Genomic DNA, 18,969 nt, shown 5'->3' on the forward strand with positions numbered 1-18,969 from the left:
TATTCTCCTATACAAAGCTGCCGTCAATATCTTATTACTCTTTCTGCTAAACGAATAATTCATATTCAATCCCAAAAGTACTAACTAATGAGCTAAATTGTAACCAATTTGTTTTTAACGTGAGATCAAGCTGTTATTATTATAGTAATCTGTGTCACAATATTTTTCGCAAACATCATCACATATAAGGCCACTTAAAGAGCCGTAACAATTTACCTAAGAAAATATTGGACACTTTTATTATGGCAGAAAAAATACACTCTACGCTTTCCACTGAAACCGGGGAAACACAACTACAACGCAATCTAAGCAATCGGCATATACAGCTTATTGCTATCGGTGGCGCCATTGGCACAGGTCTGTTTATGGGATCAGGGAAAACCATCTCTCTTGCCGGACCATCGATTATATTCGTTTATATGATTATCGGTTTCATGTTGTTTTTCGTTATGCGCGCAATGGGCGAACTACTGCTCTCGAACCTGCAATATAAATCATTCAGTGATTTTTCCGCAGATTTACTGGGGCCCTGGGCAGGTTTTTTTGTCGGCTGGACTTACTGGTTCTGTTGGGTCATTACCGGTATCGCCGATGTCGTCGCCATCACCTCATATATCAGCTATTGGCAACCCGATTTTCCGCAATGGATCACTTCCCTGCTCTGCGTTTCCCTATTGCTGGCCTTAAATCTGGCAACAGTGAAATTGTTCGGCGAAATGGAATTCTGGTTCGCCATGATAAAAATAGTTGCCATTGTCGCGTTAATTATGATAGGCGTGGTTTTGATTGGTATGCATTTTCAATCCCCTGCGGGTCATACCGCCTCACTGACAAATATATGGAATGATGGCGGATTATTTCCAACAGGGTTAAGTGGATTTTTCGCCGGGTTCCAGATAGCAATATTTGCCTTTGTGGGAATTGAATTAGTGGGTACCGCCGCCGCAGAAACTAAAGACCCAATGAAATCACTTCCCAGAGCAATTAATGCTATCCCAGTTCGTATTATCACCTTCTACGTGCTGGCACTGATAATTATCATGTCAGTCACACCGTGGCGTTCAATCATTGCAGACAAAAGCCCTTTTGTTGAGCTGTTCGTCCTGATTGGTTTACCCGCTGCCGCAAGTATCGTGAACTTCGTAGTATTAACTTCTGCCGCATCTTCAGCAAATAGTGGTGTTTTCTCCACCAGCCGTATGCTGTTTGGACTGGCAAAAGAAGGTGATGCGCCACAGCAATTCGGCCGCCTTTCACGCCGTTCCGTGCCCGCGTCAGGATTAATTTTCACCTGTTTATGTTTATCCTGCGGTGTGGTGCTGATTTATTTAATTCCTGATGTGATGCATGTATTTACCTTGGTGACAACCGTTTCAGCCATTCTGTTTATGTTTGTCTGGAGTATGATCCTGTGTTCATATCTGGTTTACCGGAAACGTCGCCCCGCATTACATAAGGCTTCAATATATAAAATGCCGCTCGGGATTATTATGTCGTGGGTCTGTCTGGCATTTTTTGCATTTGTTCTGGTATTGCTCACATTACGGGATGATACTCGCCAAGCATTAATCATCACACCTGTTTGGTTTCTGATGTTAATTGTTGGCTTTCAAATTGTAAAAAAACGCAAAACTCGCTTATACAGCTAACGCATTTAAATTTCTAATATCTATAGTTAGCTCCCCTTATATCGCCGCCCGATTGGGCGACGATATAAGGGGCAATTGCTAAAAAACTTAAAGCTTAAATTAATGTGAAGGCATTTTGCCTTCACAATTTCTGGTCTTACATTAAATCACTTAGTTTTGTATTGCGCTTCAGCATCAATAAAACGCTGTTGTGCTTCTCTGCTTGGCGCTTTACCCAACAGGCTGACAACAACTATCGCAATAGAAGCAAAGATAAAACCAGGGATAATTTCATACAACGCAAGCCACTGATACTTCATCCACACCAATACGGTTATTGCACCCACCAACATACCCGCCAGTGCGCCATTGCGTGTCATACGCTTCCAGACAACAGAGATCAGTACCACCGGACCAAACGCTGCGCCGAATCCAGCCCAGGCATTACTTACCAGCGCCAGCACTTTATTATCAGGATTAGTTGCTATTACCATAGCGACGGCTGCCACCAATAGCACCATAAAACGCCCCACCCATACCAGCTCTTTCTGACTGGCAGATTTGCGAATAAAGGGCTTATAAAGATCTTCAGTCAATGCACTTGCACATACTAGCAACTGGCAACTAAGAGTACTCATCACCGCAGCCAGAATCGCCGACAATAAAATGCCCGCTATCCACGGATTAAACAGAACAACTGCCAATTCCATAAAGATACGCTCACGATTGGCAGTGACCGGACCAGCCAAGTCAGGATGCACTTCAAAATAAGCAATACCAAAGAAACCGACAGAAATCGTGCCTGCCAGGCATAACACCATCCAGGTCATACTGATGCGACGAGCTTTACGGACAGTGTGATGGGAATCTGCCGCCATAAAACGCGCCAAAATATGCGGCTGACCAAAATAACCTAATCCCCAACCCAATAGCGAGATAATAGCGATAAAGTTCAACCCCTTAAACATATCCAAATAAGCGGGGTCTTTCGCTGCTATCAAAGCAATAGAAGTATCAATACCGCCGATAGAGAAAATAACGATAAGCGGGGTCAGAATAAGAGCGAAGATCATTAACGAAGCCTGGACAGTATCCGTCCAGCTGACAGCCAGGAAACCACCGAGAAATGTATAGGCAATTGTTGCCGCGGCACCAAGCCACATAGCTTTCTGATAACTGATACCGAAAGTGCTTTCAAATAACAATCCTCCGGCAACAGCGCCAGAAGCACAATAAATAGTAAAGAAGATCAGGATAACCAATGCGGAAATAATGCGCAGGATCTTACTGCTATCTTCAAAGCGACTGGTGAAATAATCGGGTAGCGTCAGCGCATTGTTATTGACTTCCGTCTGGATCCGTAACCTGCCCGCAACTAATTTCCAGTTCAGGTAAGCGCCTAAAGAAAGGCCAATCGCTATCCAACTTTCTGAAACCCCGGCAAAATAAACTACGCCAGGCAAACCCATTAATAACCAGCCGCTCATATCCGAAGCACCGGCAGATAAAGCCGTTACCACGCTACCTAATCGCCTTCCTCCCAAGATATAGTCATCAAAATTTTTGGTTGAGCGATAAGCCAAAAAGCCTATCAACAACATTCCAGTAATGTAGACAATAAAGGTGATTAGCATTGGTGTATTTACTGTCATGCAGGTTCTCCATAGTGTTATCTGTGTTTTGCAAAGCCGCAGTTCTCCTGGGGACACAGAGTTTTCCCTGTCAGGTTCAGGAACGTTGCACCTGATTGCACCTAAAAATAGTTTATAATTTTAAATTGAAATAATTATTTTTGTAACAAATTAGAAAGTCACAATGAATCCTAGATTAGCACCAGGTAATTTAACAACTAATTAACGCCATTTTTTACAAGAAACGTTTGCTGAATCACATTTATTTGATTTAAAAGTTATACTTTTTAACCGTTTCATGGTTACCCCACTGGTATTAGCCATAAAATGCCGAACCAATATATATCAATTAGATAAAGTTACAAAAATAAATACCCTATCTTAATTATAATAACTGGATTAATTTCACAAAAATCAAACAAGCAATACGCATAAGGTTGCACAAAGTTGCAACATGTCAGATATTATCATGTAACTTAGATAAACCTTACCTATTGAGGAGCGAGGATGGGTAGTACAACAATGGGCGTGAAGCTTGATGAGGCAACTCGTGATCGCATTAAAGCCGCTGCACTGCGGATTGACCGCACGCCACACTGGCTGATTAAACAAGCTATTTTCAATTACCTTGAGCGTCTTGAAAATGATGAGCAGATCACTGAGCTATCTGCCAGTCAGGATCTTCAAGAAGAGAAGATAACCGCAGAAGAAACCGTCATAGACTCTTCTCATCAACCTTTCCTCGACTTCGCAGAACATATCCTGCCTCAATCAGTAAAACGTTCTGCAATTACCGCTGGCTATCGCCTGCCGGAAACACAGGCAGTGCCAATGTTGCTGCAACAGGCGCAATTACCGGAAGATCAGGCACAAGCAACGCATAAGCTGGCTTACAGCATTGCAGAAAAATTGCGTAACCAGAAAAACAGTGTTGGGCGTTCTGGTTTGGTTCAAGGGTTGTTGCAGGAATTTTCATTGTCATCTCAGGAAGGCGTTGCCCTGATGTGTCTCGCGGAAGCCCTGCTCCGCATTCCAGATAAAGCCACCCGTGACGCGCTGATCCGCGATAAAATCAGCAATGGCAACTGGCATTCCCATCTGGGTCAAAGTTCATCCATGTTTGTCAACGCAGCAACATGGGGCCTGCTATTTACCGGTAAACTGGTTTCTACCCACAACGAAGCCAAACTCTCCAATTCACTGAATCGCATTATCAGTAAAAGCGGTGAGCCATTAGTCCGTAAAGGCGTAGATATGGCGATGCGCCTGATGGGTGAGCAGTTTGTAACAGGTGAAACTATCGCTCAGGCATTGGCAAGCGCACGTAAACTGGAAGAAAAAGGGTTCCGCTACTCCTATGACATGCTGGGTGAAGCCGCATTAACTGAGGAAGATGCTCAGAATTATATGGTTTCCTACCAACAAGCGATTCATGCTATCGGTAAGGCATCCAACGGCCGCGGTATCTATGAAGGACCTGGGATTTCCATCAAGCTCTCTGCCCTTCACCCACGTTATAGCCGTGCTCAATATGAACGCGTCATGAGCGAGCTGTATCCGCGCCTGCTTTCTCTGACATTACAAGCCCGCCAATATGATATCGGCATCAATATTGATGCCGAAGAAGCCGATCGTCTGGAAATCTCCCTCGACTTGCTGGAAAAACTCTGTTTCGAACCACAATTGGCTGGCTGGAATGGCATTGGCTTCGTTATTCAGGCTTATCAAAAACGCTGTCCATTTGTTATTGATGCGATTGTTGATTTAGCACAGCGCAGCCGTCGTCGCCTAATGGTGCGACTGGTAAAAGGCGCTTATTGGGATAGTGAAATTAAACGTGCGCAAATAGATGGGCTGGAAGGCTATCCGGTTTACACCCGCAAACTTTATACCGACGTTTCCTATCTGGCTTGCGCCCGCAAACTATTGTCAGTACCAAACCTGATCTACCCTCAGTTCGCTACTCATAACGCTCATACTTTATCTGCTGTTTATCATATGGCCGGACAAAACTATTACCCAGGTCAATATGAGTTCCAATGCTTGCATGGCATGGGAGAACCACTGTATGAACAAGTGGTCGGGAAAATTGCTGATGGAAAATTAAACCGCCCATGCCGTATTTACGCACCGGTAGGCACTCACGAAACACTATTGGCCTATTTGGTCCGTCGTTTGCTGGAGAATGGTGCTAATACCTCCTTCGTCAACCGTATCGCCGATACCACGTTGCCGCTGGATGAACTTGTTGCCGATCCGGTAAAAAAAGTTCAAAAGATAGCCGAAACCGAAGGGCAAATTGGTCTTCCACATCCGAAAATCCCTCTTCCTCACGACCTGTATGGCAAAGATCGCGCGAACTCAGCCGGTCTGGATCTTTCCAACGAACATCGGCTGGCTTCCCTTTCCAGTGCGCTACTGGGCTCTTCTACTGAAGAACGGTACAGTGAACCACTACTGGGTGGCAATTATTGCCATCAAGGTGAGCTGCCTGCTGCCAAGCCTGTCATTAACCCTGCCGCGCCACTAGATATCGTCGGCCATGTTCGTGAAACAACGGAACAAGAAGTCGCTCATGCTCTGGATGCCGCAACAGAAGCTGGAGCAATCTGGTTTGCAACTCCTCCATCAGAACGTGCAGCAATTCTGGTTCGCGCTGCTGAATTGATGGAAAGCCAGATGCAGCCGCTGTTGGGTATTCTGGCCCGGGAAGCCGGCAAAACCTTTAATAATGCGATTGCTGAGGTACGCGAAGCAGTAGATTTCCTCCATTATTATGCGGGACAGGTCCGCCATGATTTCGCTAATGATACCCATCGCCCACTGGGGCCCGTTGTGTGTATCAGCCCATGGAACTTCCCATTAGCCATTTTTACCGGGCAGATAGCGGCTGCATTGGCTGCCGGTAACAGTGTGTTGGCGAAACCGGCGGAACAAACCCCATTAATTGCAGCGACGGCGGTCAAAATATTGCATCAGGCCGGAATTCCCCATGATGTATTGCAATTATTACCTGGCCGGGGTGAAACCATTGGTTCGCTTCTGGTTGGTGATGAGAGAGTACGTGGTGTGATGTTTACTGGCTCCACTGAAGTGGCTGGCCTGTTACAACGTAACATTGCCGGACGGCTTGACGCACAAGGGCGTCCAACCCCGCTCATTGCAGAAACCGGTGGTCTGAACGCAATGATTGTTGACTCTTCCGCTCTCACAGAGCAAGTCGTTACTGATGTAGTCGCCTCTGCTTTTGACAGTGCAGGTCAACGCTGTTCAGCCTTGCGCATCCTCTGTATTCAGGATGATGTGGCAGAACGCACTATCACCATGTTGAAAGGCGCAATGTCTGAATGCCGGATGGGCAATCCTGAACGCCTTTCTACCGATATCGGCCCGGTCATTGACGCTGAAGCCAAAGCCGGTATTGATCGTCATATTCAGGCAATGCGCACCAAAGGACGCGCGATTTATCAAGCAGCGCAAGACAATGTGACTGACAGTAAAGAGTGGGAGCAAGGTACTTTCGTTAAACCGACACTGATTGAACTGGAAAGTTTTGATGAATTGAAACAGGAGATCTTCGGCCCGGTTCTGCATGTTGTCCGTTTTAAACGCAATGAGCTGGATAAGTTGCTGGATCAGATTAACAATTCCAACTACGGCCTGACGCTGGGTGTACATACCCGTATTGATGAAACGATTGTACAAGTCACCTCTAAAGCGAAAGTGGGTAATCTGTATGTTAACCGCAATATGGTAGGCGCGGTTGTTGGTGTGCAACCGTTCGGTGGTGAAGGCTTATCCGGTACAGGTCCAAAAGCGGGTGGTCCGCTCTATCTGTATCGCCTGCTCTCTTGCCGCCCTCAGAATGCCATTAATCAGACGCTGGAACGTCAAGATGTTGAATATCCGCTGGATGCCCATGCCCGCTCAGTGCTGATGGCGCCATTTGATGCACTGGCAGAATGGGTGACCACTCAGCACAATGAAGAACTAAATCAGTTGGTTCAGCAGTACAAATTACTGGCACAAGGCGGCACAACCCGCCTGTTGCCGGGACCAACAGGTGAACGCAATACCTACACCCTGTTCCCTCGTGGTCAGGTACTATGTTTAGCGGATAATCAGCAAGATACATTAATCCAACTGGCAGCAACATTGTCCGTTGGCTGTCAGTTACTGTGGCAAAATGATGAAATCCATCAACAACTGTTCCGTCAATTGCCGGATAGTGTCCGTAAAGCAATCACTCTGGTCCGGGACTGGCAGAGTGAAGAGACGGAATTTGAAGCGGTTATTTACCACGGCGATTCTGATCAACTCCGTCAGGTTTGTGAACACGTCGCCCAACGTAAAGGAGCCATCATCTCAGTACAAGGTTTTGCTCGTGGAGAAAATAACCTGCTGTTAGAACGTCTGCTGCATGAACGTTCACTGAGCATCAACACTGCCGCGGCAGGGGGCAATGCCAGTCTGATGACTATTGGTTAATTCCAGATAAAGCGAAGGGGAACACACTGAAAATGTGTTCCCCTGAAATTGAACATCTCTTTGCTGTTTATACTTCCAGCTTAGTGGCCGCCCTGCCGCCAGCTCAAATACTGCTCATACTTCCGCAAAGCGATGTTGTAGTTACTGAATGCTGACTGTGACAGTTTCTCACTCAGTTGTTCTTGAATTTTCTCTGTTGTGAACTCTTTTACAGGGTAATTGCTTGAAGTGAGCAATTCATCCAAACGTCGTAAACGAACCACATACTCACGAATAGTGCTATGACTCATTTCAGTTTGCTCAAACAAGTACTGTTTGAAAGACATGATGTCAAAATAATCTGTCTCGCTATTGCAATAAATCTCACTGCAAAAACGGCATAACGCGACAAACTTATCTTGCAGTTCATCCCAGGTCTTGTCATCAATCAACTCCGTCATTTCGGAGATAGACTCTTTGTTGATCACTTGGCCATTAAAAACCAAAGAGATGCGGTCAAGAGCTTTGTGACAATGCAAGCAATGAGTTTGACTATGTTTGTAGTCTTTAATATAACGGCTGAGCGGCCGTTTCTTTTGTGTTGTAACAGACATAAGAGATAAAGCCCTGTGTGTAGTCTTAAACAAAAAACAAATAAGCAAAAAGTTACTTTTCCGGATTTAAGCGTGCCCGCAAGCGTTTAATCGCCTGGCTGTGTAACTGACTTATACGGGACTCCCCGACTTCAAGTACTGCGCCAATCTCTTTCAGATTAAGTTCTTCCTGATAATATAGCGTCAGAACCATTTTTTCTCGCTCAGGCAACGAATCAATAGCATCAATTACCCGCTGACGAACGTCACTTTCCAGCAATTGTTGTAAGGGATTGGTTTCATGCCCTTCTTCAATAACAGGCTCACAGCTTTCACCGTGCATTTCACGCCATTCGTCATACGAAAACAACTGACTGTTATTCGTATCTAACAGTATCTGCCGATATTCTACCAGATCAATCTTTAATTCTTTAGCAACTTCCTGCTCACTGGCTGGACGGCCTAAGTCTTGCTCAAGTTTACGGATGATTTGCGTCACTTCGCGCGCATTACGTCGCACGCTACGCGGAGCCCAATCGCGACTCCTTAACTCATCCAACATTGCACCTCTGATGCGCTGTACCGCATAAGTGGTAAACGCGGTTCCCTGTAAGGAATCAAAACGTTCCACCGCATTTAGTAAGCCGATTCCCCCGGCCTGAAGCAAATCATCCAGCTCCACACACGCGGGTAACCTAACTTGTAGCCTTAACGCTTCATGGCGAACTAATGGTACATAGCGCTTCCAGAGGCTGTTTTTGTCCATCACGCCTTCGGCGGTATACAAATCGCTCACAACAACAGACACCTTTGGAATAAGAGACTAACTACCATTATCCAATCCCCTAACAAGGGCAATCGTTTGAACAATGTAGTAAAAGCACTTCTTTTTCACCTATGCGAAATTTATTGCCCGCCTAATAGTAACACAAATTTTAGGCTGTTCACGATAAACGACTAAAAAAGAAGGACCGGCGAGCCGATCCTTGATTTATTTGAATTTTTATGTGAATCAGGTTCACATACTGCCTTAGCTAAAAAATTAACGCAGCAGAGACAATACAGTTTGAGGAACTTGGTTAGCCTGAACCAGAACCGCAGTACCTGCCTGTTGCAGGATTTGACCACGGCTCATGTTAGACACTTCGGTCGCGTAGTCAGCATCTTGGATACGGCTACGAGCAGCGCTCAGGTTGTTAACGGTGTTGTTCAGGTTGTTAACGGTAGATTCAAAACGGTTTTGAATAGCGCCCAGAGAACTACGCAGTTTGTCAACCTTTGACAAAGCATTGTCTAAATCGCCTAACGGCTTAGCGTTATCGTCGATCTTGGTTGTTTTATCCTGTACCGTAACTTTACCCTCATTATCAATAGTGGCTTTATAATATACGTTTTCACTATTTTTTGCATCTTTACCGACTACAACGTATTCGCCCTTAATTGCTTTACCATCTTTATCATTAGATGCAAAGACCTGGGGCTCATTAACACCATCAAGGCCAGTTACTGGTTTTACTTGAACCTTTTCGGTTTTACCCGGAACTTCAATCTCAGTAACTGCAGTGCCAACACGCACTCCAAATAATGAGTTAACATTAAATTCGCCCAGCCCCATAGTGCCTTTGTCGATTTGTTCCAGATTAATGGTGATAGTTTCACCATCGTTAGCACCAACCTGGATGGTCAATTCGCTATCTTTACTTAGGACATTAACACCATTAAATTGAGTTTGTTTAGAGATACGATTAATCTCGTCTAAACGCTGATTCACTTCGTCCTTAATAGAGTTAACATCGCTTTCAGAGTTGCTGCCATTTTGCGCCTGTACCGTCAGTTCACGGATACGCTGTAAGTTGGTATTGATTTCGTTCAGAGCACCTTCGGTAGTCTGTGCAATAGAGATACCGTCGTTAGCATTACGTGCTGCCTGAGATAAACCTTTAACGTTTGCAGTGAAACGGTTAGCGATCGCTTGACCAGCAGCGTCATCCTTCGCGCTGTTGATACGCAGACCAGAAGACAAACGCTCGATAGCGTTACCCAAAGCACCCTGGGATTTATTCAGGTTATTCTGAGTCAGCAGGGACAGGCTATTAGTGTTGATGACTTGTGCCATAGTTAGAGTTCCTTTTTTAAATCAAGCAGATATAAGTTTGGGCCTTTGCCCACGGTGTTCATCACCGCCAACAGTTTTATCGGCGCTCCTCAAAGAACCTTTAATTTTTCTTGAAAAAACTTTTTCTTTTTTATCACGCTTCTCTTATAAGCCAAACAGCGCTCGTTCTTCTCGATTATTCTTACCATCAAAAAATTATTTTTATTAGTAAACTTTTTTCGAAACTTACCGATAACCGGTTCAATAAAGATTTACTAATAAAGGAGTCAATATGGCTAGCATTTCTTCATTAGGGGCCGGGTCGGGGATGGATCTGGGTTCTATACTGGATAAACTTCAGGCAGCAGAACAAAAACGTTTAGAACCACTGACACAACAACAAACCAGTTATAAAGGTAAGCTAACAGCTTTTGGTACGCTAAAAGGCAGCCTGGAAAAGCTGGAAACTGCGTCTGAATCACTGAAAAAATTTGATAAACTCAATACAACCACCGCCAGTGAAAAACATGAGGCATTCACTGCCACGACGGACTCTAAAGCCAGCCCGGGCAACTACAGTATTGAAGTTGAACAATTGGCGCAATCACAGACATTAAAGACAAAAGAGGTCAATGATCTAAAAACGCAAATGGGTGCTCCCCTGGGCGAAGGTAAAACCCGGACAATCACCATCACTCAACCTGGCGAAAAAAAGCCAATGCAAATCAAGTTGACAGACACACAAACTTCCATCCTTGAACTGCGTGACGCAATTAATAAACAGGAAGGTAATGTCAACGCCAGTATTATTAAGGCAAAAGATGGCGAAAACTATTTAGTTCTGACGGCTAAAAAAGCCGGCACTAAATCAATCATGACCATCAAGGTTGAGGGTGACGACAAACTGGCTCAGTTTCTGAACTACACTCCGGGGACAAATGGCGGTAAAGGCACCGGTGGGTTAACTCAAACAGTTGAAGCTAAGAACGCACTCTTGAAAGTTAACGACATCCCAATTGAGCGTCAAACAAACCATATTACTGACGCACCAGAAGGCGTTAAACTGGATCTGAAAAAAACGACCCACGATAAAGATAAACCGGGGGAACATAAGCCTGAACTGCTGGTGGTATCCCGTGATATTGAGCCGACGAAAGAGGCGATTAAAAACTGGGTTGATGCTTATAATGAACTGCAAACGACGTTTGATTCTCTGACCAAATTTAAACCGGTAAAACAGGGTGAAGAACCGTCGAAAGATAATGGCGCTTTACTCGGCGACAGCACCCTGCGTGGAATACAAAACCAGTTGAGAAGCCAAGTTTTCAGCTTTCAGGCCGCTAATGATATTTCGACCCTGAATAAACTGGGTATTAAGCAAAAGCTTGATGGCAAACTGGAAATTGATAACGAAAAGCTGGAAAAAAATCTAAAAGAAAAACCCGCTAATGTGAAAGCATTCTTTATGGGCGACGGTAAAGAAACCGGTTTTGCCACCCAGACACATAAACTATTAAAAGGTGCCTTGGATAGCCATGAAGGCACATTAATCACCGCGACTAACGGCATTAATAAGCGTCTGAAAACACTTGAAAAACAAGTGGGCAGAACACAAAGCAACATTAACGAAACGATTGAACGTTATAAGCACCAATTTTCACAACTGGATAAGATGGTCACTTCCCTGAAACAGACCAGCAACTTCCTATCACAACAGATAAGATAATTAAAGGAAATTATGTATCAACGTTCGGCAAGTCAATTATATGCCCAGATAGATGTGGAGAGCGAAATTATGAATGCTTCCCCCTATCAGTTGATTCAGATTTTGTTCAACGGGGCGCTAAGCGCCCTGCGTCGAGCAATTATTCTGATGGAGCAAGGTAATATCGCGGAAAAAGGCGCCGCTATTTCCAAAGCGATCAATATCATTGATAATGGCCTCAAACAGGGGTTAGATAACGAGAAAGGCGGAGAGCTGGCACACAATCTTGCTTCCCTTTACGACTATATGACCCAACGTTTACTCCACGCTAATTTACGCAATGATGAGCCAGCCATTACCGAAGTTATAAAGTTACTCACCGAGATTTCAGAAGCTTGGCGGCAAATTGGCCCTCATTACAACGCCAGTCAGGATATTGTTTAATGGATAATGAAATGGATCTTTTGTCAGCTTACCAACGGATCCTAAGTTTAAGTGAGCAAATGCTTAATTTAGCCAAAAACGAAAAATGGGATGATCTTGTTGATATGGAAATCACCTACCTCAAAGCAGTAGAAGTGATCAGCCACTCTTCAATATCATCTGCCACCTCTGTTTCGTTACAGCAGAAAATGACCCACATTTTGCAGACAATCTTAGATAATGAAAATGAGATAAAAGGACTGCTACAGAGAAGACTTGATGAACTCAGCAAACTCATCAAACAAGCAGGCCGACAGCAGTTATTAAATGATAGCTACGGCCAATTCCCTGTTGAACCCTATCATACTCTTACGGAATAAAAGTAATTGAGAAATAAAGGTGATGTACTCCCATCACCATTATTTACTCATTTTGTGAGCTTGGTTTATAACGAGTCGATCTCAATTAAAATTAGAGTAAATAGATAAAACATCTTGGTAATTAAATAAGATTCGAAAATAGTGCTACATCTTATACCACTCATAATTCTATGTATAACAATGGGTTGAGGAAGGCCATGTGTAGCATAATTACGAAACGTTATTTAAATAGTTCTCTGTTTTTCACTCTCAATAGAACATGCAAATAATTATGTTACACTTATTAGTCGAATCCGCCATTAACTAAACCAATATATGATTTACTTATTTTATGTTTTTTATAGTTTTCAATAGAAAATACCGATGGTTAAAGCCGTTATTTATTTACCTATTACCGCGAAAGAAATACCAAACCAGACTCACATATATATTCAAGATATCATCTGGCGTGCTCAATCCTTTTGTTATTGCAACACAAATGGGTCATATTCCATCACAAATGGTTTATCACAAGATATATCAATAACTATACCCTTCATCTTTCAAGTTGCTGCTTTGTTGGCTGCTTTCACTTACCCCAGTCACATAGTTATCTATGCTCCTAAGGATGCGTTCACTTGCCGCCACGCTGCAACTTGAAATCTATTGGGTATTATATGTCTACACCTGCATACTCATAATTTCCTGATAAGAAGCCACCAGCTTATTTCTTACCTGAACGCCCATTTGCAAAGCAATACTGGATTTTTGCATATCCACCATCACATCATTCAACTCAATACCCGGTACACCCAAGGTAAAATCCTGAGTTTGTTTCGTGGCATGCAAACGTGTTTGATTAATTTTACCAACAGCCGTTGCGAGTTGACTGGTAAATCCCCCCTGCAACGGCATGGGTTTTGCGATGCTTGCCGCCTGTAATGCCTGAGCCTGCATCTGTTGCAATACCCCTTCAATTGCCTGAATTGACATAAAAACCTCGTGTTAAACCACCCTATACCTTACACAATTCAATGCCATATTAACCCAAGATACATACGGCACATTTTCACGCTGCCACCCTAACATAGCCCTCTCAATCTAAAGCGGGTAATTAACGTAAAAAGTCAGGGCTTATTGTGCCATTAAAAGATGAGTGAACAGCGAATAATGACAAGACTGAAAATAGGAAGAATTTTTTCGCTTGCGTATGGGGAGTCTGTTTTGTTACGCCACGCTTTTAGTATTCATGTTGAACAGCAAGGCAAGGATCGTCTATGAGTGCCGCAACAACCGACGTTGAAAATCAAACTAACGGTTTCAGTGCTATCATTAACCGGATAAAAGCTGATCCTAAAGTACCATTATTAGTTGCAGGCAGCGCAGCCGTCGCGATTGTCATTGCCCTTTTCCTGTGGTTACGCAGCCCGGATTATCGGGTGCTCTACAGTAATTTGAGCGATAAAGACGGCGGCGATATTGTCACGCAACTAACCCAATTAAATATTCCCTTCCGTTTTGCCGAAAACGGCTCTGCGATCATGATCCCTGCCGAGCAGGTCCATGAGACACGGCTAAGGCTGGCGCAACAAGGGTTGCCTAAAGGGGGTGCCGCTGGATTTGAGCTGCTTGATAAAGAAAAATTTGGTATCAGCCAGTTCAGTGAACAGGTTAACTACCAAAGAGCATTGGAAGGCGAATTGTCACGGACCATTGAATCGCTGGGACCGGTGCAGAATGCCCGTGTTCACCTTGCGTTACCCAAACCTTCCTTGTTTGTCCGCGAACAGAAGTCGCCTTCCGCATCGGTTACGGTCGGACTACTGCAAGGCCGTTCACTGGATGAAGGCCAAATTAACGCCATTGTCCATATGGTTTCCAGCAGTGTCGCTGGCTTACCTCCGGGTAATGTCACCATTGTTGATCAGACCGGACGTCTTCTGACACAAGCAGATGCTACCGGACGTGATCTGAACACCAGTCAGTTAAAATACATTCAGGAAGTGGAAAATCGCTTCCAGCATCGTATTGAAGCCATTCTGACCCCGGTTGTCGGTCGTGGCAACGTTCACGCACAAGTGACTGCCCAAGTGGATTTTTCCCGCCGTGAAGAGACCGCAGAGGAATATAAACCTAATCAGCCGCCTAATCAGGCGGCGGTTCGCTCAAAACAGTTAAGTGAAAGCGAACAAAGTGGTGGTTCTCAGGTTGGCGGCATTCCTGGCGCGCTTTCCAATCAACCCAGCCCGCCACCGAGTGCGCCGATTGATAAGCCGAATACCAAAGAGAGTAATAAAAACGACAAGAGCGATAAGAAAACATCATCCGCCGGTAACAGTAACGAGCGCATGGTAAACAATAATCGCAATAACCGCCGTGATGAAACCACAAACTACGAAGTGGACCGCACCATTCGCCATGTGCAGCAACAAGCCGGTGGTGTTGAACGCTTATCGGTAGCCGTTGTGGTCAATTATGTCACGGTCGATGGCAAAAATGGCCCGGAAACTCAGGCGCTGACACCAGAACAACTGGCGAAAATAGAAGCGCTGACCCGAGAAGCGATGGGCTTTTCCAAAGAGCGTGGCGACAGTTTGAATGTGGTTAATACACCGTTTACTGAAAGCAAAGAAAATATCGAAGTGATTCCGGTATGGCAGAACCCTGCTCTGCTGGAAAAAGCCTTTGATTTTGGTCGCTACCTTCTGTTGATACTGGTGGCATGGCTTCTGTGGCGCAAAATGGTTGTTCCTCAACTCGCCAAAAAACGTGCTGCGGAAAAAGCGATTGAAACACAGAAAGTTCAGAAAAGACAAGTGACTGAATCCAGTGCAGAAATGGATGAAAAAACCCGCCAGAGACTGACACGTCAACGGGTCAGTGCCGAAATTCAAAGCCAACGTATCCGCGAATTGGCAGAAAAAGATCCTCGCGTAGTGGCGCTGGTGATCCGTCAATGGATGAGTAACGAACAATGAGCCTGAACGGAACAGAAAAAAGCGCCGTCATGTTAATGACCCTGGGAGAAGATCAGGCGGCCGAGGTGTTTAAACACCTGAACTCCAGGGAAGTCCAGCAACTCAGTATCACCATGGCGGGTATGCGCCAGGTTTCCAACCAGCAACTGGTTGATGTCTTGGCTGAGTTTGAAGAAGATTCCGGCCAATATGCGGCACTGAGTATCAATGCCAGTGATTATCTGCGTTCGGTGTTGATCAAAGCGCTGGGTGAAGAACGCGCTTCCAGTCTGCTTGAGGATATTCTCGAATCCCGTGAAACCACTACCGGTATGGAGACCCTCAACTTTATGGAGCCGCAAATGGCAGCCGATATGATCCGTGAGGAACATCCACAGATTATCGCCACCATTTTGGTTCACCTAAATCGTGGACAAGCAGCCGATATTCTTGCGCTGTTTGATGACAAATTGCGCAACGACATCATGCTACGTATCGCCACTTTCGGGGGCGTACAACCGGCTGCATTGGCCGAACTGACGGAAGTGCTCAATAACCTGTTAGATGGTCAGAACCTCAAGCGCAGCAAGATGGGCGGTATTCGTACCGCTGCTGAGATTATCAACCTGATGAAAAGCCAACAGGAAGAGAATGTTATCGAAGCCATGCGCGCCTACGATAACGAACTGGCACAAAAAATCATCGATGAAATGTTCCTGTTCGAAAACCTTGTCGATGTGGATGACCGCAGTATCCAGCGCCTGTTGCAGGAAATCACCACCGATTCCCTGCTCATTGCACTGAAAGGCTGCAACCAGCAACTACGTGATCACTTCCTCAACAACATGTCTCAGCGTGCCGCAGAGATTATGCGCGATGACCTGGCAAACCGTGGTCCAGTGCGTATGTCTCAAGTGGAAAGCGAACAGAAAGCGATTCTGCTTATTGTTCGTCGTCTGGCAGAAAGCGGCGAGATTATCCTGAACGGTGGCGACGATAGCTATGTCTGATAAGTTGAACAATGCTGGCTGGCAACCCTGGAAACCAAACGAACTCACACAGTGGGAAAAACTGCGTGTTAAACCAGAGCCTACTGACGATTCACTGGAAACTTCCGGATGTGATGAAATCCTTGAACAGGCAGCAATGCTGGATAACCTGAAAGAACAGGCCCGGCAGGCAGGCCATGAACAAGGATTTGCCGAAGGTCAGGCGCAAGGTTATGAAAAAGGATACCAATCCGGCTTAGAAGCCGGTCTGGAACAGGGATTAAAAGATGCAAGTCAGCAACAGCAACCTATCACAGAGCAGTGGCAAAATATGCTGGCTGATTTCCGCTATTCACTTGAAGGGCTCGATACCATTATCGCATCCCGCCTGATGCAGCTATCGCTGACGGCCGCGAAACAGATCCTCGGACAACCCGCGATTTGTGATGGTACCGCCCTGCTCAATCAGATCCGTGAATTTATCCAGCAGGAACCGATGTTCAGCGGTAAACCGCAACTTCGAGTTCACCCACAGGATATTCCCATGGTTGAACAGCAATTGGGCACCACGCTTTCACTCCACGGCTGGCGTTTACTGGCAGATAACAAGCTGCATCCTGGTGGTTGCAAAATCAGTGCAGATGAAGGCGATTTGGATGCCAGCCTGGCAACACGTTGGCATGAATTATGCCGGCTGGCAGCACCGGGAGAATTGTAATGACGGCAAGACTCGGACGCTGGCTGGCGACACTGGATGCTTTTGAGCAGAAATTAGAGAAGACTTCGCCGGTTCGTCGTTATGGCCGTCTGACCAGAGCGACAGGTCTGGTCATGGAAGCAACGGGTTTACATCTGCCTCTGGGAGCAACCTGTCTGATTGAACGGCAAAATGGCGGCAATATTGAAGAGGTTGAAAGTGAAGTCGTTGGTTTTAATGGCGAAAAGCTCTTACTGATGCCACTTGAAGATCTGGAAGGTATTGTACCCGGCGCCCGTGTTTATGCCCGTCCGTACAGTGAAGATTGTGGTATCGGACGCCAGTTGCCTCTTGGCCCGGAACTATTAGGACGGGTTTTAGATGGCGCCGGCCGCCCACTGGATGGTTTTCCATCGCCAGATACCGGCTATCGCGCCTCACTCACGACACCGCCAATCAATCCTCTACAACGCACGCCAATCAGCGACGTATTGGACGTGGGAGTGCGGGCGATTAACGCCTTACTCACGGTAGGACGCGGCCAGCGGATGGGATTGTTTGCTGGTTCTGGGGTGGGTAAAAGTGTTCTTCTTGGTATGATGGCGCGCTATACACAGGCAGATGTGATTGTCGTTGGCTTGATCGGTGAACGTGGCCGCGAAGTTAAAGACTTTATCGAAAACATCCTTGGTAAAGCCGGTTTAGCCCGCTCAGTAGTCGTCGCCGCGCCTGCCGATATCTCACCTTTATTGCGTATGCAAGGCGCATCCTACGCGACCCGTATCGCAGAAGATTTTCGTGACCGGGGTAAGCATGTATTACTGATTATGGACTCATTGACCCGCTACAGTATGGCTCAACGCGAAATTGCCTTAGCCATTGGCGAGCCACCGGCGACCAAAGGTTATCCACCTTCGGTTTTCGCCAAACTTCCGGCACTGGTGGAACGAGCAGGAAACGGCGTGAACGGCGGCGGCTCGATTACCGCGTTCTACACCGTACTGACCGAAGGTGATGATCAGCAAGACCCAATAGCCGATGCTGCCAGAGCCATTCTGGATGGTCATATCGTGCTCTCCCGTTCTCTCGCGGAATCAGGACATTACCCGGCAATTGATATTGAAGCCTCTATCAGCCGCGCCATGACATCATTAATTGATAAACAGCACTATCGGCGGGTACAGCAGTTTAAACAACTGCTCGCAAGCTATCAGCGTAACCGTGATCTGATTAATGTCGGCGCCTATGCTTCGGGCAATGATCCGCTATTAGACAAGGCGATTGAACTTTATCCCTACATGGCGCAATTTTTACTACAAGATATTAATGAACGTAGTGAATATGAAGCGGCCTGTACTCAACTGCAACAGTTGTTACCTATATAACGTAACGATTTTCTGTATGTTGCCATTAAAAAGCGAGGAA

General features: G+C 45.6%; 14 protein-coding genes. 9 read left to right on the forward strand and 5 right to left on the reverse strand.

The window, feature by feature from the left end; translation table 11 throughout:
* Nucleotides 1-242: 242 nt before the first annotated feature.
* Nucleotides 243-1,649 carry a D-serine/D-alanine/glycine transporter gene (gene cycA / locus ABR397_RS02150; protein ID WP_350304267.1) on the forward strand — a complete coding sequence of 469 codons (1,407 nt, stop codon included), beginning with the start codon at nucleotides 243-245 and terminating at the stop codon, nucleotides 1,647-1,649.
* 146 nt (nucleotides 1,650-1,795) lie between these two features.
* Here cycA and putP read toward each other — a convergent pair whose 3' ends face one another.
* Nucleotides 1,796-3,280 (reverse strand): sodium/proline symporter PutP, encoded by a 1,485-nt coding sequence (putP, locus tag ABR397_RS02155; protein ID WP_350304268.1) that lies wholly within the window; start codon nucleotides 3,278-3,280, stop codon nucleotides 1,796-1,798.
* Nucleotides 3,281-3,766: 486 nt separating this feature from the next.
* Here putP and putA point away from each other — a divergent pair, with 486 nt between their 5' ends.
* On the forward strand, nucleotides 3,767-7,747 hold the full coding sequence (gene putA, locus ABR397_RS02160) for a trifunctional transcriptional regulator/proline dehydrogenase/L-glutamate gamma-semialdehyde dehydrogenase (protein ID WP_350304269.1): 3,981 nt from the start codon (nucleotides 3,767-3,769) through the stop codon (nucleotides 7,745-7,747).
* 80 nt (nucleotides 7,748-7,827) lie between these two features.
* Here the strand turns inward: putA and fliZ are convergent, their stop codons facing one another.
* From fliZ to ABR397_RS02175, 3 genes are all read right to left on the reverse strand, one after another.
* On the reverse strand, nucleotides 7,828-8,340 hold the full coding sequence (fliZ, locus tag ABR397_RS02165; protein ID WP_350304270.1) for a flagella biosynthesis regulatory protein FliZ: 513 nt from the start codon (nucleotides 8,338-8,340) through the stop codon (nucleotides 7,828-7,830).
* A gap of 52 nt (nucleotides 8,341-8,392) precedes the next feature.
* On the reverse strand, nucleotides 8,393-9,115 hold the full coding sequence (locus tag ABR397_RS02170; protein WP_350304271.1) for an RNA polymerase sigma factor FliA: 723 nt from the start codon (nucleotides 9,113-9,115) through the stop codon (nucleotides 8,393-8,395).
* Nucleotides 9,116-9,361: 246 nt separating this feature from the next.
* Nucleotides 9,362-10,435, reverse strand: a complete 1,074-nt coding sequence (locus ABR397_RS02175) for a FliC/FljB family flagellin (protein WP_350304272.1) — start codon at nucleotides 10,433-10,435, stop codon at nucleotides 9,362-9,364.
* 271 nt (nucleotides 10,436-10,706) lie between these two features.
* Between ABR397_RS02175 and fliD the strand changes: the two genes are divergently transcribed.
* From fliD to fliT, 3 genes are read left to right on the forward strand one after another with little or no spacing between them, the layout of a single operon-like run.
* Complete coding sequence (fliD, locus tag ABR397_RS02180; protein ID WP_350304273.1) at nucleotides 10,707-12,140, forward strand: flagellar filament capping protein FliD; 1,434 nt, start codon at nucleotides 10,707-10,709, stop codon at nucleotides 12,138-12,140.
* Nucleotides 12,141-12,152: 12 nt separating this feature from the next.
* Nucleotides 12,153-12,563, forward strand: a complete 411-nt coding sequence (fliS, locus tag ABR397_RS02185) for a flagellar export chaperone FliS (RefSeq protein WP_021324066.1) — start codon at nucleotides 12,153-12,155, stop codon at nucleotides 12,561-12,563.
* Entirely contained in the window at nucleotides 12,563-12,922 is a 360-nt protein-coding gene (fliT, locus tag ABR397_RS02190) for a flagella biosynthesis regulatory protein FliT (RefSeq protein ID WP_350304274.1), read from the forward strand. The genes fliS and fliT overlap by 1 nt, the downstream gene beginning before the upstream one ends.
* A gap of 660 nt (nucleotides 12,923-13,582) precedes the next feature.
* Here the strand turns inward: fliT and fliE are convergent.
* Complete coding sequence (gene fliE, locus ABR397_RS02195) at nucleotides 13,583-13,894, reverse strand: flagellar hook-basal body complex protein FliE (RefSeq protein ID WP_350304275.1); 312 nt, start codon at nucleotides 13,892-13,894, stop codon at nucleotides 13,583-13,585.
* 284 nt (nucleotides 13,895-14,178) lie between these two features.
* Between fliE and fliF the strand changes: the two genes are divergently transcribed.
* The 4 genes from fliF to fliI are packed head-to-tail and all read left to right on the forward strand — an operon-like array spanning nucleotide 14,179 to nucleotide 18,929.
* Nucleotides 14,179-15,879, forward strand: a complete 1,701-nt coding sequence (fliF, locus tag ABR397_RS02200; protein ID WP_350304276.1) for a flagellar basal-body MS-ring/collar protein FliF — start codon at nucleotides 14,179-14,181, stop codon at nucleotides 15,877-15,879.
* Complete coding sequence (fliG, locus tag ABR397_RS02205) at nucleotides 15,876-16,868, forward strand: flagellar motor switch protein FliG (protein ID WP_021324071.1); 993 nt, start codon at nucleotides 15,876-15,878, stop codon at nucleotides 16,866-16,868. The genes fliF and fliG overlap by 4 nt, the downstream gene beginning before the upstream one ends.
* Complete coding sequence (gene fliH / locus ABR397_RS02210) at nucleotides 16,861-17,565, forward strand: flagellar assembly protein FliH (protein WP_350304277.1); 705 nt, start codon at nucleotides 16,861-16,863, stop codon at nucleotides 17,563-17,565. The genes fliG and fliH overlap by 8 nt, the downstream gene beginning before the upstream one ends.
* Entirely contained in the window at nucleotides 17,565-18,929 is a 1,365-nt protein-coding gene (gene fliI / locus ABR397_RS02215) for a flagellar protein export ATPase FliI (protein ID WP_350304278.1), read from the forward strand. The genes fliH and fliI overlap by 1 nt, the downstream gene beginning before the upstream one ends.
* Nucleotides 18,930-18,969 lie beyond the last annotated feature (40 nt).

The organism is Photorhabdus viridis, from assembly GCF_040256935.1.
Taxonomy (GTDB): Bacteria; Pseudomonadota; Gammaproteobacteria; order Enterobacterales; family Enterobacteriaceae; genus Photorhabdus; species Photorhabdus viridis.